Origin of the sequence: Marimonas arenosa (assembly GCF_030848945.1) — a bacterium.
GTDB classification, from domain to species: Bacteria; Pseudomonadota; Alphaproteobacteria; order Rhodobacterales; family Rhodobacteraceae; genus Marimonas; species Marimonas arenosa.
This window is the reverse complement of sequence record NZ_JANHAX010000007.1, coordinates 241,197-261,517: the sequence shown is the minus strand read 5'-3', so window position 1 is coordinate 261,517 and position 20,321 is coordinate 241,197. Positions and strand designations below refer to the sequence as shown.

Annotated in this window: 19 protein-coding genes; 9 read left to right on the top strand and 10 right to left on the bottom strand. The window is 66.4% G+C overall.

The genetic code is table 11. From position 1 onward, the window contains the following. The first annotated feature begins 227 nt into the window (after nt 1-227). From mreC to rodA, 4 genes are read left to right on the top strand one after another with little or no spacing between them, the layout of a single operon-like run. A complete protein-coding gene (gene mreC, locus NO357_RS19920) occupies nt 228-1,142 on the top strand; it encodes a rod shape-determining protein MreC (protein ID WP_306737500.1) in 915 nt (304 codons plus the stop codon). Further along, on the top strand, nt 1,135-1,674 hold the full coding sequence (locus NO357_RS19915; protein WP_306737499.1) for a rod shape-determining protein MreD: 540 nt from the start codon (nt 1,135-1,137) through the stop codon (nt 1,672-1,674). Before mreC ends, NO357_RS19915 begins: the two co-directional genes overlap by 8 nt. A 3-nt stretch (nt 1,675-1,677) precedes the next feature. Then, complete coding sequence (mrdA, locus tag NO357_RS19910) at nt 1,678-3,621, top strand: penicillin-binding protein 2 (protein WP_306737498.1); 1,944 nt, start codon at nt 1,678-1,680, stop codon at nt 3,619-3,621. After that, nucleotides 3,618-4,757 carry a rod shape-determining protein RodA gene (gene rodA / locus NO357_RS19905; protein WP_306737497.1) on the top strand — a complete coding sequence of 380 codons (1,140 nt, stop codon included), beginning with the start codon at nt 3,618-3,620 and terminating at the stop codon, nt 4,755-4,757. The genes mrdA and rodA overlap by 4 nt, the downstream gene beginning before the upstream one ends. Before the next feature lie 157 nt (nt 4,758-4,914). On the opposite strand, the gene NO357_RS19900 is transcribed toward rodA, so the two are convergent. From NO357_RS19900 to NO357_RS19855, 10 genes are all read right to left on the bottom strand, one after another. Further along, nucleotides 4,915-5,520, bottom strand: a complete 606-nt coding sequence (locus NO357_RS19900) for a V-type ATP synthase subunit D (protein ID WP_306737496.1) — start codon at nt 5,518-5,520, stop codon at nt 4,915-4,917. Next, nucleotides 5,513-6,907: a V-type ATP synthase subunit B gene (locus tag NO357_RS19895; RefSeq protein ID WP_306737495.1), complete on the bottom strand. Its 1,395-nt coding sequence runs from the start codon at nt 6,905-6,907 to the stop codon at nt 5,513-5,515. The genes NO357_RS19900 and NO357_RS19895 overlap by 8 nt, the downstream gene beginning before the upstream one ends. After that, nucleotides 6,897-8,615: a V-type ATP synthase subunit A gene (locus NO357_RS19890; RefSeq protein WP_306737494.1), complete on the bottom strand. Its 1,719-nt coding sequence runs from the start codon at nt 8,613-8,615 to the stop codon at nt 6,897-6,899. The genes NO357_RS19895 and NO357_RS19890 overlap by 11 nt, the downstream gene beginning before the upstream one ends. Beyond that, on the bottom strand, nt 8,612-9,247 hold the full coding sequence (locus tag NO357_RS19885) for a hypothetical protein (RefSeq protein WP_306737493.1): 636 nt from the start codon (nt 9,245-9,247) through the stop codon (nt 8,612-8,614). The genes NO357_RS19890 and NO357_RS19885 overlap by 4 nt, the downstream gene beginning before the upstream one ends. Then, complete coding sequence (locus NO357_RS19880; protein ID WP_306737492.1) at nt 9,244-9,546, bottom strand: V-type ATP synthase subunit F; 303 nt, start codon at nt 9,544-9,546, stop codon at nt 9,244-9,246. Before NO357_RS19880 ends, NO357_RS19885 begins: the two co-directional genes overlap by 4 nt. A gap of 19 nt (nt 9,547-9,565) precedes the next feature. Beyond that, complete coding sequence (locus NO357_RS19875) at nt 9,566-9,916, bottom strand: ATP synthase subunit C (protein WP_306737491.1); 351 nt, start codon at nt 9,914-9,916, stop codon at nt 9,566-9,568. After that, nucleotides 9,913-11,757 carry a V-type ATP synthase subunit I gene (locus NO357_RS19870; RefSeq protein ID WP_306737490.1) on the bottom strand — a complete coding sequence of 615 codons (1,845 nt, stop codon included), beginning with the start codon at nt 11,755-11,757 and terminating at the stop codon, nt 9,913-9,915. The genes NO357_RS19875 and NO357_RS19870 overlap by 4 nt, the downstream gene beginning before the upstream one ends. Next, nucleotides 11,757-12,428 carry a hypothetical protein gene (locus NO357_RS19865; RefSeq protein ID WP_306737489.1) on the bottom strand — a complete coding sequence of 224 codons (672 nt, stop codon included), beginning with the start codon at nt 12,426-12,428 and terminating at the stop codon, nt 11,757-11,759. Before NO357_RS19865 ends, NO357_RS19870 begins: the two co-directional genes overlap by 1 nt. Nucleotides 12,429-12,458: 30 nt before the next feature. Continuing rightward, a complete protein-coding gene (locus NO357_RS19860) occupies nt 12,459-12,803 on the bottom strand; it encodes a hypothetical protein (protein WP_306737488.1) in 345 nt (114 codons plus the stop codon). A gap of 113 nt (nt 12,804-12,916) precedes the next feature. After that, nucleotides 12,917-14,920, bottom strand: a complete 2,004-nt coding sequence (locus NO357_RS19855) for a 4Fe-4S dicluster domain-containing protein (RefSeq protein WP_306737487.1) — start codon at nt 14,918-14,920, stop codon at nt 12,917-12,919. 93 nt (nt 14,921-15,013) lie between these two features. Between NO357_RS19855 and NO357_RS19850 the strand changes: the two genes are divergently transcribed. The 5 genes from NO357_RS19850 to NO357_RS19830 all read left to right on the top strand — a co-directional run bounded on the left by NO357_RS19850 (nt 15,014) and on the right by NO357_RS19830 (nt 20,310). Continuing rightward, on the top strand, nt 15,014-15,607 hold the full coding sequence (locus tag NO357_RS19850) for a DUF3305 domain-containing protein (protein WP_306737486.1): 594 nt from the start codon (nt 15,014-15,016) through the stop codon (nt 15,605-15,607). Continuing rightward, nucleotides 15,604-16,266 (top strand): DUF3306 domain-containing protein, encoded by a 663-nt coding sequence (locus NO357_RS19845; protein ID WP_306737485.1) that lies wholly within the window; start codon nt 15,604-15,606, stop codon nt 16,264-16,266. The genes NO357_RS19850 and NO357_RS19845 overlap by 4 nt, the downstream gene beginning before the upstream one ends. A gap of 196 nt (nt 16,267-16,462) precedes the next feature. Beyond that, entirely contained in the window at nt 16,463-17,059 is a 597-nt protein-coding gene (locus NO357_RS19840; RefSeq protein WP_306737484.1) for a TorD/DmsD family molecular chaperone, read from the top strand. Between the two features lie 50 nt (nt 17,060-17,109). Further along, on the top strand, nt 17,110-17,298 hold the full coding sequence (locus NO357_RS19835) for a twin-arginine translocation signal domain-containing protein (RefSeq protein WP_306737483.1): 189 nt from the start codon (nt 17,110-17,112) through the stop codon (nt 17,296-17,298). Nucleotides 17,299-17,412: 114 nt separating this feature from the next. Further along, nucleotides 17,413-20,310: a formate dehydrogenase subunit alpha gene (locus NO357_RS19830; protein WP_306737482.1), complete on the top strand. Its 2,898-nt coding sequence runs from the start codon at nt 17,413-17,415 to the stop codon at nt 20,308-20,310. The last annotated feature ends 11 nt before the right edge of the window (nt 20,311-20,321 follow it).

The window sequence follows — 20,321 nt, the reverse complement described above, 5'->3', positions numbered from 1 at the left end:
GTGGTGATCGATGCCGGCGGCGGCAACACCATCACGCTGCAAAACGTCAACATCGCCAATCTCGATGCCAACGATTTCATCTTCTGAGGCGGCTTAGAGGTTTGTCTCGCTCAGTGAAGGGCCGCTGATACCGTCCGCTCCGGGCTCACTTCGGCCATTCGCTCACTATTTGCGCGTGACCCTTTTCCCCCTCAACCCCGGCCAGCGGCCATGATATACACTCCGCCATGGCACGCGACCGCTCACAATCCGACGACTATACCGGCCCGCTCAAGCGGCTGCTGGCGTCAGTGCTTGTGCTTGTGCTCATTGCCATCTTCGTAGTCTGGCGTATCGACAGCCCACGGGTCGAACGGTTCCGCGCCCAGGTGGTCGACAAGGTCGTGCCGAATTTCGAATGGGCCATGGCGCCGGTCACCGCCACGATCACCCTGATCCGCGATTTCCAAAGCTATCAAAGCCTTTACGAGCAGAACCAGGAGCTCAAGCGCGAGCTTCAGAAGATGCGCAAGTGGAAAGAGGCGGCGGTGCAGCTGGGCCAGGAAAACGCCCGCCTGCTCGATCTCAACAAGGTCCGGCTCGACCCGCGGCTGACCTTCATCACCGGCGTTGTGATGGCCGACTCGGGCTCGCCCTTCCGGCAATCGGTGGTGATCAATATCGGTGCCCGCGACGGCATCCTCGACGGCTGGGCGGCGATGGACGGGTTGGGGCTCGTCGGCCGCATCTCGGGTGTGGGCGAGAACACCTCGCGCATAATCCTGCTCACCGATGCCACCTCCCGCGTGCCGGTCACGGTGCAGCCCTCGGGCCAGCAGGGTCTCCTGATCGGCGACAACACCCTCGCCCCGGTGATCGACTTTCTGGAAAACGCCGACGCGGTGCGCCCCGGCGACCGTGTGGTCAGCTCAGGCGATGGCGGCGTCTTCCCTTCCGGGATCCTGATCGGCGAGATCGCACTCGATCCCGGCGGGCGCATGCGGGTACGGCTCGCGGCCGATTACGAACGGCTCGAATTCCTGCGCGTGCTGCGCCACCATGGCCGTGAACGGATTCTCGACCCCGGCAACCTGATCCTGCCCGACACCACGCCCGAGGCCGCCGCCACCGTCCCCGCGACTGGGGGAGGCGCCGATGGATGAGGTCTCGCTCACTCGACTTTGGCTGATGCGCGCGGGCTTCGCCGCTCTGATCCTCGGCATCCTGTTCTTTCAGATGCTGCCGCTGGAGACCACGCCGCGCCGATTTGCCGGGCCCGATCTGGTGATCGGTTTCACCTTCGCCTGGGCGCTTCGGCGGCCCGAATACACGCCCATCGGCCTCACCGCGGCGCTGCTGTTGGTCGCCGATCTGCTGCTCGGTCGCCCGCCCGGGCTCTATGCTGCGCTGACGCTGATCGCTTTCTCGAACCTACGCCGCCGCACCGCCGATCTGCGCGGCATGCCGTTTACCGTCGAATGGGTCACAGTCAGCCTCGCCATCGCCGCGGTGATGCTGGGCCACCGCCTGATCCTGGCGCTTCTGCTGGTCGATTTGCCGGGGCTCGGGTTACAGCTCATCCAGATGACAATGACGATCCTCGCCTATCCGCTCATCGCCGCCATCGCCCGGTTCGTGTTCAGACTGCGGGCACCAGGACTGGGCGAGGTCAACGCGCTCGGGCAGAGGCAATAGACCATGCGCCGCTCGCCCCGCGATAACGCCCTGTCACAACGGCACCTCACCCGGCGCGGCCTGCTCACCGCCGGCGTCCAGGCCGCGATCCTCGGCGGGTTGGCACTGCGGATGCGTTTCCTGCAGGTTCAACAGGCCGACCAGTTCCGCTTTCTGGCCGAAGAAAACCGCATCAACATCCGCCTGATCCCGCCGGCCCGCGGCGAGATCTTCGACCGCACCGGCCGGATTATCGCCCGCAACGTGCCCTCCTACCGCATCACCATGACCCGTGAAGAGGCCGGAGACCCCGAGACGGTGCTGACCCGGCTGGCGCAGATCGTCACGCTCGATCCCGAAGAGACCGCAGCCGCGCTCGAAGAAATGCGCCGCCGCCGCGGCGATACGCCGGTTACCGTCGCCGAGCGTATCACTTGGGAAGAACTCTCGCGCGTCGCCGTCAACGCCCCGGCGCTGCCCGGCGTCACCCCCGAAGTGGGCCTGTCGCGTGCCTACCCGCTGGGCCTCGATTTCACCCATGTCGTCGGTTACGTCGGACCGGTCTCGGATTACGACCTCAACCGCATCGAAAATCCCGACCAGCTCCTTCGCCTGCCACGCTTCCAGATCGGCAAGGTCGGGGTCGAGGCCCGCGAAGAGGCGCGCCTGCGTGGCAAGGCCGGCGTCAAGCGGGTCGAGGTGAATGCTGCCGGCCGGGTGATGCGCGAACTCGACCGCAAGGAAGGCAACCCCGGCTCCGACCTGCAGCTCACCATCGACCACATGCTGCAGAACTACGTCCAGGCGCGGCTTGGCGAGGAAAGCGCCGCCGCGGTGGTGATTGATACCGAAACCGGCGATCTTCTGGCCATCGCCTCGTCGCCTACGTTCGATCCCAACCTGTTTGTCAACGGCATCTCGACCACCGACTACAACGCGCTGCTGGAAAACGACCACCGGCCACTGGTGGCCAAGTCAGTGCAGGGCCTCTATCCGCCCGGCTCGACCTTCAAGATGGTCACCGCGCTCGCCGCCCTCGACAACGACATCATCACCACCGAGGACACCTACAACTGCAAGGGCTTTCTCGAGGTCCATTCCAACCGTTTCCACTGCTGGAAACGCGCCGGCCACGGCAACGTCAACCTCGCCCGCAGCCTGCGCGAAAGCTGCGACGTCTTCTATTACGAACTGGCGCTGGAAACCGGCATCGAGAACATTTCGGCCATGGCGCGCCAGCTCGGCATCGGTGCGGGCTATGACATCCCGATGTCCGCGGTCAAGGCCGGGGTCGCTCCAACCAAGTCCTGGAAACTCCGCACCAAGGGCGCCGAATGGGTGGTCGGCGACAGCGTCAACGCCGCCATCGGCCAGGGCTTCGTGCTGGCCTCGCCGCTGGAACTGGCAGTGATGACCGCTCGTATCGCAAGCGGCCGCGCGATCACCCCGCGGCTGCTGAAATCCGTCGACGGCGTCGAACAGCCTTCTGGCGCCGGCCAGCCGCTTGGCCTCAACGAAAACCACCTGCGCACGGTGCGCAAGGCAATGTTCGACGTCTCCAACCACACCCGCGGCACCGCCTTTTCCTCGCGCATCGTCGCACCCGGGTTCCGCATGGCTGGCAAGACCGGCACCTCCCAGGTCCGCCGCATCACCGAGGCTGAACGTCGCCGCGGCGTCAGCCGCAACGAGGATCTGCCATGGGAGCGCCGTGACCACGCCCTGTTCGTCGATTTCGCGCCGTTCGATGATCCCAAGATCGCGGTTGCCGTGGTGGTCGAACATGGCGGCGGCGGCTCGACCGCGGCGGCCCCCATCGCCCGCGACATCACGCTTCAGGCGCTCTACGGTGACGACCCGCCCTTGGCCGCCTACCCGGCCAAGGACCGCGCCCGCATCAAGGCTCAGCAGGCCCGGCTGCGGCAACTGCGCCCGCCCCCGCCCGAAGACAGGCCGACCCGCGCATGAGCTACCTCGAACATACAGTCAAATACGTGCCAGCGGGCCCGCGCAAGGTCCTCTATGTCCACTGGCCGATCACGCTCCTGCTGGTCGCCGTGGCGGCGCTGGGTTTCCTGATGCTCTACTCGGTGGCCGGTGGCTCCTATACCCCCTGGGCCGAGCCGCAGATGAAACGCTTCGCCGTTGGGCTGGTGTTGATGCTCGGGATTGCCCTGGTCCCGATCTGGTTCTGGCGCAACATCGCGCTGGTGGCCTATCTCGGCACGCTGGCTTTGCTGGCGCTGGTGCCGTTCTTTGGCGATGTCGGCATGGGAGCGCAGCGCTGGATCGATCTTGGCATCATGCGCCTGCAACCTTCCGAGCTGATGAAGATCGCGCTGGTGATGCTGCTCGCCGCCTACTACGACTGGCTGCCGATGTCGAAGGTCTCGCACCCGATCTGGGTCGCGCTGCCGGTGATATTGATTCTGATCCCGACCGCGCTGGTACTGCAGCAGCCCGACCTCGGCACCTCGATCCTGCTGCTGCTGGGAGGCGGGGCGGTGATGTTCATCGCCGGGGTGCACTGGGCCTATTTCGCCGCTGTCCTCACCGCCAGCGCCGGCCTCGTCGCTGCCGTGTTCCGCTCGCGCGGCACCGGCTGGCAGCTTCTGAACGACTACCAGTATCGCCGCATCGACACGTTCCTCGATCCCTCCGCCGACCCGCTCGGCGCAGGGTATCACATAACCCAGTCGAAGATCGCGCTTGGCTCCGGTGGCTGGACCGGGCGCGGCTTCATGCAGGGCACCCAGAGCCGCCTCAACTTCCTGCCCGAGAAACATACCGACTTCATCTTCACCACGCTGGCCGAGGAATTCGGCTTTCTCGGCGCGGTGTCTCTGCTTGGGCTCTACGCACTGATCATCTTCTTCTGCATCGTCTCGGCCTTGTCGAACCCCAACCGGTTCGCTGCCCTGCTGACGCTCGGCATCGCCACCACGTTCTTTTTCTTCTTCGCCGTCAACATGTCGATGGTGATGGGGCTCTTGCCGGTCGTCGGCGTTCCCCTGCCGCTGGTCAGCTACGGCGGTTCGGCCATGCTTGTGCTGATGGCCGCCTTCGGCCTGGTGCAATCGGCGCATGTTCACAAGCCTCGCTAGGCAACGACCCGGGCCCGACCTGTGTTGGATCAAGACCGGCCTGAGCCGGTTACTGAACGCTCCCCCTCGAGGTCCGTGCCCGACAGATCGCCGCCGCGCATCGCCCGCACCGTCACGACCCGAGCCCGCACCACTTACCCGGGCAACGAACCGACTCTCACCTGGCCGCGTTGCGGATACGCACCGCCTCTTCCTGGTCGAACTCGTCGAGATACTCGGTGATCGCCGCCAGCTGCGCCCGTGCCTCGGGCATCAGCACATTCTCCAGCGCCCGCGCCCGGCGCTCGGTGCGGCGGTAGTCGGCCAGCAATCGGCAGACATTCGACTGCCTGAGGCCCAGCCGCACCGCCAACGGAACCAGCTTCGCCGCCTCGGCGCGGAAAGCTTCGGCCTCGTCCGACAGGTCCACGCCCTCGTCCACCCTGAACACCGGCCAATTGAAATCCGGGCTGTCCCGAAACAGCCCCAACCCCAGAAGCGGCGCACGATTCAGCTGCGGCAGCGCATGCGCCGCCTCCACCACCGGATAAAGCTGCAGGTTCTCCAACCCATGCCGGGCCATTGCTGCCTTCATCGCCGCCACCGCCCGAGCCTGCTGCGCCGCGTAATCGTCGCGCAGCGCCTTCCACGCTTCCAGTTCCTTCAGCAGCGTCGCCGCGAGCAACATCCGCTTTTCATCGAGAAACCCGAAACCGGTCTCAAGAAACGTCTTCTCTTCAGCCAGCACCAGCGCCGCGCCACGGGTGGGGGTAATGTCAGCCATCGTCACCGCCTTCGGTGCGGATGTGCGCCGCGATCTGGGCATCCGACAACCGGGTCAACTCCGCCGCCGGCAACAGGCTCAACACCTGCCAGCCGATGGCCATGCTCTGCTCCAACTCGCGCATATCGGCATGTTGCACAAACTCCGCCTCGAAGCGGTCGCCGAAATCCAGGTAAAGCCGGTCGGTCGCCGTCAGGCCCTCGCGCCCGACCACGCTCGACAGGATCCGCACCTGCGCCGCCCGGGCGTAGGAGGCAAAGAGTTGCGCCGCCAGCGCCGGATGGTCGGGATCGGTGAAGCCTGCGCCGATACCCTGATCCATCAGCCGCGACAGTGACGAGCGCACCTCGATCGGCGGGTAGATCCCCTTGTGATCGAGCCCGCGGTCAAGCACCACTTGGCCCTCGGTGATATAACCGGTGATATCCGGGATCGGGTGGCTGATATCGTCCGCCGGCATGGTCAGGATCGGCAATTGCGTCACCGTCCCCTGCCCGCCTTCGACCCAGCCGGCGCGTTCATAGATCGTAGCAAGGTCGGAATACATGTAACCCGGATAGCCCTTGCGCGACGGGATCTCGCCATGGCTGGCGCTGACCTCGCGCAGCGCCTCGCAGTAGTTGGTCATGTCTGTCAGGATCACCAGCACGTGCCGGCCCTCGTCGAAGGCGAGGTATTCCGCCGCCGTCAGCGCAAAGCGCGGCGTCAGCAGCCGCTGCGCCGTGGGTTCGCTGGCCAGGTTCAGGAACATCGCCGTATGCTCCAGCGCGCCGCTCGCCTCCATCGCCGAACGGAAGGCCTCGGCACTGTCATGGCTGACACCAATCCCACAGAACACTACCGCGAATTCCAGCCCGTCATCCTTCAAGAGCCGCGCCGACTGGGCGATCGAGGTCGCCAGCCGGTCATGCGGCAGCCCGCCGGCCGAAAAGATCGGCAGCTTCTGTCCGCGGACCAGCGAATTCAGCACGTCGATGGCCGACACCCCGGTCAGGATGAAATCCTGCGGCAAGCCGCGTTCAGCCGGGTTGATCACCCCCGCGTCGATCCGCCGTTCCACCGTCGCCGCCACCGGCGCGCCGCCGTCGCGCGGCCGCCCCAGACCGTCGAACACCCGGCCCAGCAGGCCCGGACCCAGCGGCATCAGCATCGGCTCACCGTGAAAACGCACGCGCACATTCTCGACGCCAAGGCCCGTGGTGTCCTCCAGCAGTTCCACCACCACCTGGTCGCCGTCGATCGCCACCACGCGCCCGATCCGGGTGCGCCCGCTGGCGCCGGTGACCTCGACCGCGTCGCCCAGTCCCACGTTGACGTTGCGCCGCAGGAACAAGAGCGGCCCCTCGATCGCCGTCACCACGTCTTCGACACAGAGATCAAACAGCATCGGCCCCGCTCCTTTCCAGCGCGGCCATCTCGCGCTCCATCTGTCCCAGCAGGTCCTGGAATTTCTCCAACTCGCCCTCGCCGATCTCCTCGCTCATCCGCGACATCCGGCGATAGAACTCGGCGCTGGCAATGTCGTCAGGCGACACGCCCTGCGCCACCGCCTCCTCCGCCATGTCGAAGAATTGGATGATCGCCCCCAGCATCGCCATCTGCCGCTCGGGCGAGCAGTAGCGGTCCACTTCCGAGAAAGCCGATTGCCGCAGGAAAGCGTTGCCGACCAGATCGGCGCAGAGCAGTTTCACCTGCTGCCCCGGCGGCAGCGCATCCTTGCCCACGATCCGCGCCATGCGTTCCAGGTTGGCCTGCTCTTCCAGCAGCACCAGCAAACGTTCGCGCCAAGCGCGCCAGTTGGGATTGCCCCGCTTGGTCCACCAGGCGGCCAGGTTGGCGGCATCCTCGGAATAGCTCTGAAGCGGGTGGATCGCCGGATAGAACCGCGCCTGCGCCCGCCCCCGGTCGAGCCCCCAGAAACAGCGGACATAGCGCTTGGTGTGGCTGGTGACCGGCTCCGAAAAGTCCCCCGCCGGAGGGCTGACCGCACCGATCAGCGTGAGCGAGGCCTTCTGGCCCGACAGCGTCTCGACCCGCGCCGCGCGTTCGTAGAATTCCGACAGCCGCGAACTGAGATAGGCAGGATAGCCCGATTCCGACGGCAATTCGCCCAGTCGCCCCGACACTTCGCGCAACGCCTCGGCCCAGCGCGAGGTCGAATCCGCCATCAACGTCACGTTGAACCCCATGTCGCGGAAGTACTCGCCCACCGTCACGCCGGTATAGATCGAGGCCTCGCGCGCCGCGACCGGCATGTTCGAGGTGTTAGCGATCACCACCGTGCGCTGCATCAGCGGCCGCCCGGTGCGCGGGTCTTCCAGTTCGGGAAACTCGTGCAGCACCTCGGCCATCTCGTTGCCGCGCTCGCCACAGCCGACATAGACGATGACGTCAGCATCGCACCATTTCGCCAGCGTCTCCTGCAGCACCGTCTTGCCGGTGCCGAAACCGCCCGGGATGGCGGCCCGACCGCCCCGCGCCACCGGGAACAGGCTGTCGAGAATGCGCTGGCCGGTCACCATCATCTTGTTCGGTGCCAGCCGCCGGCGCACCGGCCGCGGTTCTCGCACCGGCCAGTGCTGCACTAGCCCGATTTCGCGCTCCTGCCCGTCATCGGTTTTCACCCGCGCGATCGGATCGCTCTCGGTCACCTCGCCAGTCTCGATCCAGATCAGCTCGGCGTCGCTCAGGTTTTGCGGCGCCAACGCGAATTGCGCCTTGGCCAGCCCCTCGATCTCGGCAATACGCTGTCCCGCCGTGACCGTCGCGCCCGGCTCGACCAGCGGTTTCACGCGGTAATGCACCGCATCGCCGCCGTCACGCAGCGGCCGCAGCAACCCGTCGAAGATATTGCCCAACAGGCCCGGTCCCAGCTTCACCGATAGCGGCAAACCGCTGCCCTCGATGGCGTCACCGAAGCGCAGACCGGTGGTCTCCTCGTAAACCTGGATCGTGCAATGACCGGCACTCACCCGCACGACCTCGCCAAGCAGCCGCATCGGCCCCACCGACACCGCCTCGCCCACGCTGAGCGGACCGTGACGCTCGGCTTTCACCACCGGCCCAGAAACCGACTGGATGGTCGCAGTGGTCATGGCGTCGCCTCGCTCATCATCATTGCCTCAAGCTCGCTCTGCATCAGCGCCCTGAGCCGCACGCTGTCGCGACACAGCGCCGGGCCGGTGGCGTCGATCCGTGCCGTGTCGGCCCGCACCACCAAGCCCGAGCGCATCCCCGGCCGGGCGTTCATCTCGGGAACTTCGCCCGTATGTGCCTCGACCGCCTCAGCAAAAGCCGTCCGTTCCGTCTTCGCCCAGTCCGCGGGGTGTTCGATCCGCCAAGAACCCGGCAGCAGGTTCGTCATGGCTTCGTCCAGAACCTGGCCGACCCAGGTCGCGCGCGCGGCTTCTTCCTGCCACAACGCGTCAACCCCGGCGCAAAGCCGGCTCAGGGCCCGCTCCTGCGCCTTGGCTCCGCGCGCCTGCTGCACCTGCCGCTTTGAATTGCACATCCGTGCATGCATCTTTGCCACCGCCAGTGTGCCATCGCGCCGCAAAGCCGCCACCTCGTCGCGCAGCCGGGCCCGCGCCTGCGCCCGGGCCACCGCGCGCAGGCCGGCCGCCTCGTCGCGCGCCGCCTCAAGGATCCGCGCGCAAGCCGCCTCGGCCTCGGCCTCGATCCGGGCGATCAGCCGGGCCGCGTTCTCGTCCTGACTCTGTTCGCTCATCCGTCTCCCTCGATCCCTAGTTCGCGCCGCACCCGGGCTTCCAAATCCAGCGCCCCGGCCCGCCCCGGCAGATCGGGCAGGAAAACCACCACCGGCTCCGCCGATTGCTGCAGCCGGTCCATCACCGCCTTGGGCAACGCCTGCCCCAGCTCGGTCGTCAGCAGGATCACCCGCCGCTGCGGCATCTCGGCGGTCACCAACTCAGCCGCCTCACCCGGCGCGGCGACGCGGGTGTCGACCCCGGCAAGCCGGAACCCCGCCGCGGTCACCTCGTCGCCGATGAACAGGATCTCCTGCATCGCCCCGCGGATCCCGGCCCTAAACCGTGTTCAGGATCAGAACAGCCACGATCAGGCCGTAAATCGCGATCCCTTCGGCCAGCCCGACAAAGATCAGCAGCCGGCCCATCAGCTCGGGCTTTTCGGTCATCGACCCGACCGCGGCACTGCCGACCACGGCTACGGCATAGGCAGCGCCCAGCGCGGCCAGCCCTGCCGAAAGGGCGGCGCCAATCATTGCCCAACCGGCATGCTCGGCAACCCCGCCCGCGGCGGCGTCAGCGGCGTCGGTCGCTGCAAGGGCGGGACCCGACAGCAGGTACCAGGCCCCAAGAGCCAGCACGATGTTCCACAGGATGAACCCGGCAACCGGGACGTTGATAGGTTTCACGTTGCATCTCCATTCTTTGCTGAGAAGTCATGATCGGGAAAGCTCAGCGGGTGGAACTCCCGCCCGCCGGCCTTGAAAAACCGGGTGAAGAATTCGAACAGGACCAGCCGCGTGATCTGGATACCGGTCACCAGCCCTTCGAGCGCGATGATCAGCACGTTGCCCAACACCAGAACGACCAGACCCACTGCGCCCGCGGCGGCATCTGCCATACCGACGATCGCCGCCGACAGGCCGGCATGGGCCAGTGCAAAGGCTCCGACCCGCGAAAACGACACGCTCGAGACCAGCAGCCGCATAAGGGATTCCAGGTACTCCCCCAGCGCCCTGGCCACCGCGCCCGCCGTCATCTGCCCGGTCTCGTCGCGCGCGCCCGCGACCGCCAGCACCAGCCCCAGCGGCACGCCCCAGATCAGCGCGGGTTCGAAAAAGGCCGCCAGCACCGCAAGGTAGGCCAGCATGATGCCGGTATTGGCATAGAGCCAGGATTTCAGTCGGCCGGTCCACACCGCCTGCACCGCATCGAGCAGCACTCCGCCCAGCAGAAACACGATCCCCATGGCCAGCGCCACGCCCAGCACGGTCAGCGGTTCTTGCAGCGGATGCAACCACAGGGCGGGCAGAATGTCCTCGCGGCTGAAGACCGACCCGAACAGCAGCCCGAACACCATCGCCATGACGCCGCCCGGCACCAGCAGCGCCAGCAGCGGATACTGCTTGCGGCCCCACAGCCCGATGGCCAGAAGCACCGCCCCCTGGCCGACGTCGCCGAACATATACCCGAACATCAGTGGTGCGATCAGTGCGGTAACGAGGCTCGGGTCGGCCTCGCCGGCGCCGGGCATGCCCAGAAGGCGGGGGAAGAACTCGAAAGGCTTTAGCCAGCCGGGATTGCTCAGCAACATCGGCGCCTGCCCCGCGTTGGCATCGCCCAGCGACAGCACCGTATCGACCCCGGCCGCATCCAGCGCCGCCTCGACCGCGCGCGCCTGGTCAGGGTCGATCCAGCCGGTGATCCGCAACGTCCAGTCGGTCCCCTGCAGATTGGCACGGTGCTCACGCAGCCAGCGAAACAGCGCCACGCGTGCCAGCATGTCGCCGAGACCCAGCGCCCGCGACACGACTTCGATCCGATCCCGCGCGGCGCGCTCTTCTGCCGCATTCTCGGCCAGAGCGGCGTCCAATCCGGCCAGCGGGTCCGCGTCGGCTTTGGCCCTGTCGTCGGCCACCACCTCCGGCAGATGCAACTCGCGCGCCCGCAACGCCGCCATCTCGCCGCGGAACGTCGCCATGTCCCGGGCTTCACCGATCGCCACCAGGAACTCGCCGTCCCGGGCCGGAAAGCCCTGAACCAGCAGGCCACCGGGCGCCGTAACGGCAGGCGTTTCGGCCTTCACGTGGTAAATCGCGCGTGCCAGGATCCCCGCCCCGTCCGCCGGCAACCCGGCAAAGGGAAAGCCCCCGGCCGCCTCGACCAGGTCGCGCAGCATTTTCAGCTCGCCCGCCCGGGTTTCGAAGCGTTGGCTGTCTTCGATCGCCGGCCCTGCCTGCTTCACCCAGACCCGCAGATTTTCCAGAATCCGCTCCAACAGCGCCGCCGGCTCCTCGTCGCGCCATTTCACCGATGCCTCGCGCGGCGGCCAGTAGCGGCCGTATTTCTTCTCCAGCGCCGCGAATTCCTCGAAGAAAGCATCGAGCTGCGGCAACACCGGCTGCACGCCCTGCAGCGGGTGCGCCTCGAGCTCCACCGCCCCGGTTTCGGCCAGCACCTGCATCACCGCCGCCATGTCGCGCTGGGTGGTGATGATCTCGAACCAGTGGGTGGCGCGGGCACGCAGCATCACGGCCCTCCCGCAAAGACCGCCCGGCTCACCAGCAGGCCGCGCAGCCGTTCATTGTCCAGCAGCATCAGGCTGAGGACGGCAAACACCGCCACCGGTCCGTTGCCCGCCGTGCGGAAAGCCTTGATGAAATGCGCCTCCAGAGCGCCCCAGGACAGGATCGGTGCCGGCACGGCGCCCGCGCCGCCAGACCAGAGGAACCGCGAAAGCATCGGCGCCAGAGCGACATCGAGCCCTTTGGCGCCACCGGCGGCGCGAATCCGTTTCGTCCATTCAGACCGCCATTGCACGGCTGCGCTCTCCCATCCCTCCTCGCTCTCATCGAACCACTCGGGCCGCGGTGCCTCCCGTGCGGCGAAGTCCCTGCGCCGCAGATCCGACAGCCCGGCAAACCAGTCGGCCACCGCCAGCCAGCGCGGCGGCAGCCACCCCGCAACCTCGGCGATATCGTCTGAAAGGGCCTGCCGCAGCGCCGCTTCGATCGCATGCACCCCGCTGGCGCGACTGAGCTGCCGGGTGACGCGTACCACCGGCATCCGTCCGGCCAGTTCCAGCGCGTGCGCAAGATCGAGGCTCGCCTCCAGTTGCTGCCAGTCGGGCTCGCCCATGCGCACCGCCAGCCGGGCATGCAGCCGTGCCAAAGCATAGGCAAAACCCGATTCCGCCATCATCCGGCCCGCCTCCTCATGCTGCTCGATCCGTCATTCTACCTGGCCCGTCAGCCGGCGTGCCATCCGTGCCACCAACGCGTCGACCTCGTCGTCGCTCAGTTCGGCGCTGGTCGTGTCCGCCATTCGGCGAAACTCGGCATCGACCTCGGATTGCTTGGCCTTCAATGCCTTTCGGACACAGTCGTGCAGTGCAAGGATCCGCCGGTCGGCCCGCTCGGCTTCCCGCCGCGCTGCCAGTTTGGCCGCGGCAACGATATCCGCCGCTTCGGCCCGTGCCGCCGCGATCCGGCTGGCAGCGTGCTTCTCCGCCTCCAGAACCCGGGCCATCGGGCTCGATCCGATATCGCCGTTCGGGTCTCGCTGATCTGCGCTCATCCCGTCGTTCCCCCGGTTTCCCAGAACCGCTGCCATGCTGGCATGACGGTCCCGCAAACGAAACCCGGATTCGCCGCGGATCTATGCTTCAAATCGGCGCGGCAAGCAGAGGCTCAGGCCTCACCCTCGTCCGATCCGCCGCCGTTTTTCGTGTAATGCTCGGTCGTGCGTACCGGCGGGCGGCTCGTGCCGGCGAACGGCGCGGCCTGGCTGTGGAACTGCGCCTTGACCCGGCAATCATCGCACATCCGGATCAGATCGGCATTGTTCGACCCGGTGAACAGCGGGTGTGCTCCCTCGAGTTTGGCCACAATCCGCTCGATGGTCGAGCGCACCCCGAACGGTTTGCCGCAGGAGATGCAGGCGAACGGTTCTTCCTCGTTCAGAACAACCGGCGCCAGCGCGTCGGCGCCGGGATTGAGCCGCGGCAGGAGCGAAATCGCGTCCTCCGGGCAGGTGTTCACGCAGATACCGCATTGCAGGCAGGCTGCCTCCTGCACCGACAGTTGCGGCTTGTCGGGGTTATCCATCACCGCCCCCGACGGACACAGCGAGACACAGGCGAGGCACAGCGTGCAGGCATCGGTATTGACCTCGACCGTGCCATAGACCGCACCATCGGGCAGCGGGATAGGATCGGTCTTGCCGCCAGCCAGCGCGGCGGCGGCCAGCCGCGTCACCTCGCGCCGCCCGCCCATCGGCAGGATCGGCTGCGGCACCGCCGGGTCCGGCGCCTCGCCGGCCAGGGTCGCCTCCAGCGCGTCCGGGTCGGATGGCGCGATGGCGCGCAGTCGCGTCGCGGCATGCCCGGTTCCCTCGACGATGGCGCGGGCCAATTCGAGCTGCGCATCGGGCACCGTCATCTCGGTGCGCGGTCCGGTCAGCAGCATGACCTCGGCAAACCCCACGCCCAGCGCCGCCAGCATCTCGGCATGGCCGAAACCCTCGACATTGTAGACCTCAAACGGGATCACATCCGCCGGCAGACCGCGACCATGCCGCGCCGACAGCGCGATCAGTTCAGCCCCGAAGTCTTCATCATGCACCAGCAGCCGCGGCCGCGCACCGCCGGCTGCACGAAAAGCATCCGCCAGCGTCGCCAACCGCCGGAACAGGAAACCGACATCCGGGTTGTCGTAACTCGCCGCCCCCGACGGGCAGACCGCGGCGCAGCCACCGCAGCCGGCGCAGACATCAGGGTCGATCTCCACGTGATCCCCGGACGGGGTGATCGCGCCGGTCGGGCAAATGTCGAGACAGCGCGAACATCCGGTCTGGCTGGCGCGCGAATGGGCGCAGATCAGCGGGTCGAAACGGACATAGATCGGCTTCTCGAACACGCCCACAAGCTGCGAGGCCTCGAAAACCGCCGCCTCCACCGCCGCCCGGTCACCGGGATCGGCCCGCAGATACCCCTCGCGCTTCGACGGCGCCGGAAATAGCGGTGCCGCTCCCTTGCGCAGGTCCAGGATCACATCGCATTCCGAGCGCACATTGTCCCGCGCCGGCCCGAACCCGGGCGCACCGCGGCCGCCCGGCTCGGCCAGGGCAAATCCCGCGACCTTGACACTGAAACCGCCCAGCGCGCCGCTGCCCGACACCAGTCGCCCCGATGCCAGATCGAATCCCGGTTCGGGCGCCAGCACCTCGGCGGCGCCATCGATCAGACAGGTCACGGCCATGACGTCCGCCAGGCGTCGCGCAGCATGCACCGCCGCTTCTCCGCTGCCGAGGATCAGCAGCGTACCGCGCGACTCAACCTCCTTCACCGGCATCTCCGGCGGTTCCAGCGCCGCCTCGGCCAACAGCGCGGCCTGCTTGGCGAAGGCCGTACCGTCCCCGGTCCAACCCGCCCGGTCACGGATATCGCAGGTGACAAGCCGGGCGTCGCTCTCCAGTGCCTCCCACAGCTCGGCAAAGCGCGGCGCCTCCTGGCCGCAGGCGATCATCACCCGGCCATCGCCCTCCAGCGCCGTCTGGGCCAGATCGACGTCACCGGTGCAGAGCCGCGAACAGGTTTTCACCCGCTCCGCTCCCACCGCCGCCCCGGCGCTGTCGGCATCGAGCCGCATCGTTCCAGCACAATCGCACAGCAGCAAGCTGGTCGTTTTCGTCATCCGCGTTCCCTCCGTTCGCGGCAATCCAAACCCAATCCGCCCGCGATTGCCAGAGGCTTTTGACTTGTCCCCGCGCGTCGATAAACTCACCGCATGAAAACGTGCGAATCCCCCGAACCGAAAACCGGCCCGCGCCGCGCCTCGATCATGGTCGGCGTGGTCCTGCGGCGTCGTCCCGGCGTCACCCGCTGGGCGAAATGGGTGTGGGAGCCCGCCGGGTTGATTCCCGGCGCCGCCCCCGCCGACTGGAAAGTCCTGCGCGAGGAGGACGGCGCCATCGAATACCATGCCGTCACCCTGCCGCTCGAGCTGCACCGCGCCGAAACCGAATCCTACCGCGTCACTCTGGCGATGAACGTGCCTTCGGCGTTTGTCGTCATGCGCGACGGCGAGGGCAGCGGCCCGGACGGGATGGGCGTGCTGACCCTGACGGTCTCGGCCTACGAAGCGCAGGACTACCTCGATACCAGCGAGGATATCGTCGAACCCGTGCGCTTGCCGGACGCGCTGGTCGACTGGCTCGCCAGTTTCTGCGCCGCGCAGGGCGAGGAAACACCCTTCAAGAAACGCCGGCGCGACAAGAAACGCGTCGATCTCAAGGAAGACGGCGTCGGCGATGCCCGCATCCGTCAGGACGCCGATGTCTACCGCTCGCCGTCCGCAATGAAGCCGGGGCGTCTACATTGAAGAACCGTGACGACGAGGAAGAAGGCCTGTTCTCACGCTGGTCGCGCCTCAAGCGCAGCCGACCGGCAGAACCGTCGGCGCCACAACCCGCGCCGGCGTCCGAGCCAGAGCAGGCCGAGGATCTGGCGCCCCCCGAGAGCGAAGAGGACGAAGCCGCGCTGCTCGCCCGTCTCGACCTGCCCGTCCCCGAAAGCCTCGCGCCCGGCGACGACTTTTCCCGGTTCATGTCAAATGAGGTGCCCGCCTTCCTGCGCCAACGCGCCCTGCGGGTGCTCTGGCGCTCGAATCCCGACCTCGCGGTGCTCGACGGGTTGGTGGACTACGGCGAGGATTTCCGCTCGGGCGACATCACCGGCGTCATCCAGACCGCCTATCGCGTTGGCCGCGGCTTCCTCAAGGACAAGACCGAGGAAGACCCCGAGGCCGCGGAAACGCCCGCCGCCGCCCCGGTCGACGACGGCCCGGAACAGGCGCCCGCCACCGCAGCCGTGCCGGACGATCTGTCTGATTCTCCCCCAGCCAAGCCGGACACACAGACGGAATCGGCCGCAGCCGCGCCACTACCGGACAGGGAAGCCGGCACAGATCGTACCGCACGTGACCGCGAGGATCGCCCGCTGCCGCCGCCCGGACGGATGGTGTTTACCGACGACGGATGACGGCACGTCCAGTCGGGAAAAATTGGCAAAAAGGTTGATCCTGATCAAGGTGATGACCTAGGGTAACGGCACAAAGTGTTGCATATGTTTGGACAGACGCCGGGGAATCGGCTTAGGCTGAATTTAGGCGTACGTTGTCACGGCAAGAGCGGCTTCAAGAAAAACGCAGGGGAGAGATTTGCAGAACGCGCATGAAATGACAGCCGAAGCCGAAATCGGAGAAGAAGACCATCTTCGCGCCGATCTCTATGCTCTGCTGTCGGGCCTTCTGTCCGCCCCGCCCGACGCGGCCACCCTCGATCAGTTGGCCGGGATTCAGGGTGACGAGTCCGAGCTTGGTCAGAACATCGCGCTGCTGGCCCGGATGGCCGGCAATATCACCCCGCGGGACGCCGAGCGGGAATACAACGCTCTCTTTATCGGCCTCACTCGGGGCGAGTTGCTGCCCTTTGCCAGCTACTACCTGACCGGGTTCCTGAACGAAAAACCGCTGGCGGTGTTGCGCCAGGACATGACCCGTCTCGGCATCGAGAAATCGGGCGACCATTCCGAACCGGAAGATCACATCGCGACGCTGCTGGAAATCATGGCCGGTCTCATTCGCGGCCAGTTCGCGGCACCGATCTGCCTGAACGTGCAGAAAGAATTTTTCACCGCCCATCTCAAACCCTGGGCGGAACACTTCTTCTCGGATCTGGAGAAGGCCAAGGGGTCGGCACTCTACGTCCCGGTGGGACGCATCGGCCGGATCTTCATGGAAATCGAAGACCAGGCCTTCCGGATGGAAAGCTGACGCCGGGCCCCGCGGGGCCCGCGTGACGAATTGAAAGGAGGACGGACACCATGTCTGACAAAAACGAAGGCACCAGCCGTCGTAACTTCCTGAAGCTGGGCGGCATGGCCGCGCCCGCTGTCGCCCTTGCGGCGGCCACGGGCAGCCCGGTGGACGCAAGCGAGACGCCTGAAGCCGCGAAAAGCGGGCTGCAAGACACCCCGCACACCAGGAAATACCTGGAGACAGCGCGGTTCTGACTTCGGACGGAACGGCAAACCGGCACGACGAGGGAGACGGTTGCGTGAGGCCCTGACCCCAGACCCGAGCCGGAACTGTCCGGGCGCTCGCCCGGAGCACATAGGGAGAAAACCATGCTTAGGAAGAAGAACGGCGGGATTGCGAGAGGCTCCCGGTCCGCTCAGGTCCTGACCAAGGCCGCCTCGGCCAAGGTCGACCGGCGCTCATTCCTGCGGGGCTCGGGCCTCGCCATCGGCGGAATGGCCGCGCTGGCAACCACCACCGGCCGCGTCAGCCAGGCGCAGGCCGCAGCGGCCAGCCCCAAAGAGGCGGTCGATATCAAGAAAACCGTCTGCACCCACTGCTCGGTCGGCTGTACCGTCCTGGCGGAAGTGCAAAACGGCGTCTGGACCGGCCAGGAGCCGGCCTGGGACAGCCCGTTCAACCTGGGCGCCCACTGCGCCAAGGGCGCTTCGGTGCGCGAACACGCCCACGGCGAACGCCGCCTCAAGTATCCGATGAAACTCGTCGACGGCGAATGGACCCGCGTCAGCTGGGAAACCGCCATCAACGAGATCGGCGACCAGATGCTCGACATCCGCGAGAAATCCGGCCCCGACTCGGTCTACTGGCTGGGTTCGGCCAAATTCTCGAACGAACAGGCTTACCTGTTCCGCAAGTTCGCGGGCTACTGGGGCACTAACAACGTCGACCACCAGGCGCGAATCTGCCACTCGACCACCGTTGCGGGCGTTGCCAACACATGGGGCTACGGCGCCATGACCAACTCCTACAACGACATCCACAATTCCAAGGCCATCTTCATCATCGGCGGCAACCCCGCCGAGGCGCACCCGGTCTCGCTCCTGCACGTGCTGCGCGCGAAAGAGCAGAACAACGCGCCGCTGATCGTCTGCGACCCGCGGTTCACCCGCACCGCCGCGCATGCCGATGAATATGTCCGCTTCCGTCCCGGCTCCGACGTGGCGCTGGTCTGGGGCATCCTCTGGCACATCTTCGAAAACGGCTGGGAGGACAAGGAGTTCATCCGCACCCGCGTCTATGGCATGGACCATGTCCGCGACGAGGTGGCGAAATGGACGCCCGAGGAAGTCGAACGCGTTACCGGCACGCCGGGCAGCCAACTCGAACGCGTCGCCCGGACGCTGGTCAACAACCGTCCCGGCACCGTGATCTGGTGCATGGGCGGCACCCAGCACACCAACGGTAACAACAACACCCGCGCCTACTGCATCCTGCAGCTGGCCCTTGGCAACATGGGCACCTCGGGTGGCGGCACCAACATCTTCCGCGGCCACGATAACGTGCAGGGCGCCACCGACATGTGCATCCTGTCGCATTCGCTGCCGGGCTACTACGGCCTCGCCGCGGGCAGCTGGGCGCACTGGGCCCGGGTCTGGGGCGAAGATCTCGACTGGCTCAAGGGCCGGTTCGCCACCATCCAGGGCAAGGACGGCAAGGACAAGGCGCTGATGAACTCCAGCGGCATCCCGGTGTCGCGCTGGATCGACGGCGTGCTGGAAGCCAAGGACAACATCGACCAGCCGGAAAACCTCAAGGCGATGGTGTTCTGGGGCCATGCCCCCAACTCGCAGACCCGTATGGCCGAGATGAAGGACGCGATGGAGAAGCTCGACCTGATGGTCGTGATCGACCCCTATCCGACCGTCTCTGCCGTGCTTTCCGACCGCAAGGACGGGGTCTACCTGTTGCCGGCGGCGACGCAGTTCGAAACCTACGGGTCCTGCACCGCGTCGAACCGCTCGCTGCAATGGCGCGAAAAAGTGTTCGAGCCGCTGTTCGAAGCCAAGCCGGATCAGGACATCATTGCGATGTTCGCCGACAAGTTCGGTTTCGCCGACCGCTTCTTCCGCAACATTTCGCGGGATGACGCGGGCTCGCCGTCGGTGGAAGACACCACGCGCGAGTGGAACTCGGGTCTCTGGACCATCGGCTACACCGGCCAATCGCCCGAGCGGCTCAAGCTGCACATGGAAAACCAGCACACGTTCGACCGGACGACGCTGCAAGCCGTGGGCGGCCCGTGCGACGGGGATTACTATGGCCTGCCGTGGCCCTGCTGGGGCACCGCCGAAATGGGCCACCCGGGCACACCCAACCTTTACGACATGTCCAAACCCGTGTCGAAAGGCGGCCTGACCTTCCGCGCCCGCTACGGCGTTGAACATGACGGCAACAACATCCTCGCCGACGGGGTCTACTCGGTCGGGTCGGAAATTCAGGACGGCTATCCCGAATTCACCATGCAGATGCTGATGGATCTCGGATGGGACAGCGACCTGACCGACGAGGAACGTGCCGCGATCGACGCGGTGGCAGGTCCCAAGACCAACTGGAAAACCGACCTGTCGGGCGGCATCCAGCGGGTCGCGATCAAGCACGAATGCGCGCCCTTCGGCAACGCCAAGGCGCGGGCACTGGTGTGGACCTTCCCCGACCCGATCCCGGTTCACCGCGAGCCGCTCTACACCAACCGCCGCGACCTGGTCGAGGATTACCCGACCTACGAGGACAAGCAGTTCTACCGTCTGCCGACGCTCTATGCGTCGATCCAGAAGCAGGACTTCTCAAAGGATTACCCGATGATCCTGACCTCGGGCCGCCTTGTCGAATACGAAGGCGGCGGCGACGAGTCCCGGTCGAACCCCTGGCTCGCCGAACTCCAGCAGGAAATGTTCGTCGAGGTTAACCCGCGCGATGCCAACAACCTCGGTATCCGCGACGGGCAACAGGTCTGGGTCGAAGGTGCCGAAGGCGCCAAGGTCAAGGTGGCGGCCATGGTCACCGAACGGGTGGGTGAAGGCGTCGCCTTCATGCCCTTCCACTTCGGTGGCCAGTTCCAGGGCAAGGACCTGAGGGACAAGTACCCCTCCGGCGCCGACCCCTACGTCCTGGGTGAATCCGCCAACACGGCCTTCACCTATGGCTATGATTCAGTCACGCAGATGCAGGAGTCGAAAGTGACCCTCTGCAAGATCAGCGCGGCATAAGAGAGGGAGGA

What these genes read in the sequence shown, in the direction of transcription:
- NO357_RS19890 (WP_306737494.1), bottom strand. Translation starts at nt 8,615, where the DNA reads ATGACCACTGCGACCATCCAGTCGGTTTCTGGGCCGGTGGTGAAAGCC.
- NO357_RS19835 (WP_306737483.1), top strand. Translation starts at nt 17,110, where the DNA reads ATGTCTGACAAAAACGAAGGCACCAGCCGTCGTAACTTCCTGAAGCTG.
- NO357_RS19850 (WP_306737486.1), top strand. Translation starts at nt 15,014, where the DNA reads ATGAAAACGTGCGAATCCCCCGAACCGAAAACCGGCCCGCGCCGCGCC.
- NO357_RS19855 (WP_306737487.1), bottom strand. Translation starts at nt 14,920, where the DNA reads ATGACGAAAACGACCAGCTTGCTGCTGTGCGATTGTGCTGGAACGATG.
- NO357_RS19915 (WP_306737499.1), top strand. Translation starts at nt 1,135, where the DNA reads ATGGATGAGGTCTCGCTCACTCGACTTTGGCTGATGCGCGCGGGCTTC.
- mrdA (WP_306737498.1), top strand. Translation starts at nt 1,678, where the DNA reads ATGCGCCGCTCGCCCCGCGATAACGCCCTGTCACAACGGCACCTCACC.
- NO357_RS19840 (WP_306737484.1), top strand. Translation starts at nt 16,463, where the DNA reads ATGACAGCCGAAGCCGAAATCGGAGAAGAAGACCATCTTCGCGCCGAT.
- mreC (WP_306737500.1), top strand. Translation starts at nt 228, where the DNA reads ATGGCACGCGACCGCTCACAATCCGACGACTATACCGGCCCGCTCAAG.
- NO357_RS19880 (WP_306737492.1), bottom strand. Translation starts at nt 9,546, where the DNA reads ATGCAGGAGATCCTGTTCATCGGCGACGAGGTGACCGCGGCGGGGTTC.
- rodA (WP_306737497.1), top strand. Translation starts at nt 3,618, where the DNA reads ATGAGCTACCTCGAACATACAGTCAAATACGTGCCAGCGGGCCCGCGC.
- NO357_RS19900 (WP_306737496.1), bottom strand. Translation starts at nt 5,520, where the DNA reads ATGGCTGACATTACCCCCACCCGTGGCGCGGCGCTGGTGCTGGCTGAA.
- NO357_RS19895 (WP_306737495.1), bottom strand. Translation starts at nt 6,907, where the DNA reads ATGCTGTTTGATCTCTGTGTCGAAGACGTGGTGACGGCGATCGAGGGG.
- NO357_RS19885 (WP_306737493.1), bottom strand. Translation starts at nt 9,247, where the DNA reads ATGAGCGAACAGAGTCAGGACGAGAACGCGGCCCGGCTGATCGCCCGG.
- NO357_RS19830 (WP_306737482.1), top strand. Translation starts at nt 17,413, where the DNA reads ATGCTTAGGAAGAAGAACGGCGGGATTGCGAGAGGCTCCCGGTCCGCT.
- NO357_RS19865 (WP_306737489.1), bottom strand. Translation starts at nt 12,428, where the DNA reads ATGATGGCGGAATCGGGTTTTGCCTATGCTTTGGCACGGCTGCATGCC.
- NO357_RS19870 (WP_306737490.1), bottom strand. Translation starts at nt 11,757, where the DNA reads ATGCTGCGTGCCCGCGCCACCCACTGGTTCGAGATCATCACCACCCAG.
- NO357_RS19860 (WP_306737488.1), bottom strand. Translation starts at nt 12,803, where the DNA reads ATGAGCGCAGATCAGCGAGACCCGAACGGCGATATCGGATCGAGCCCG.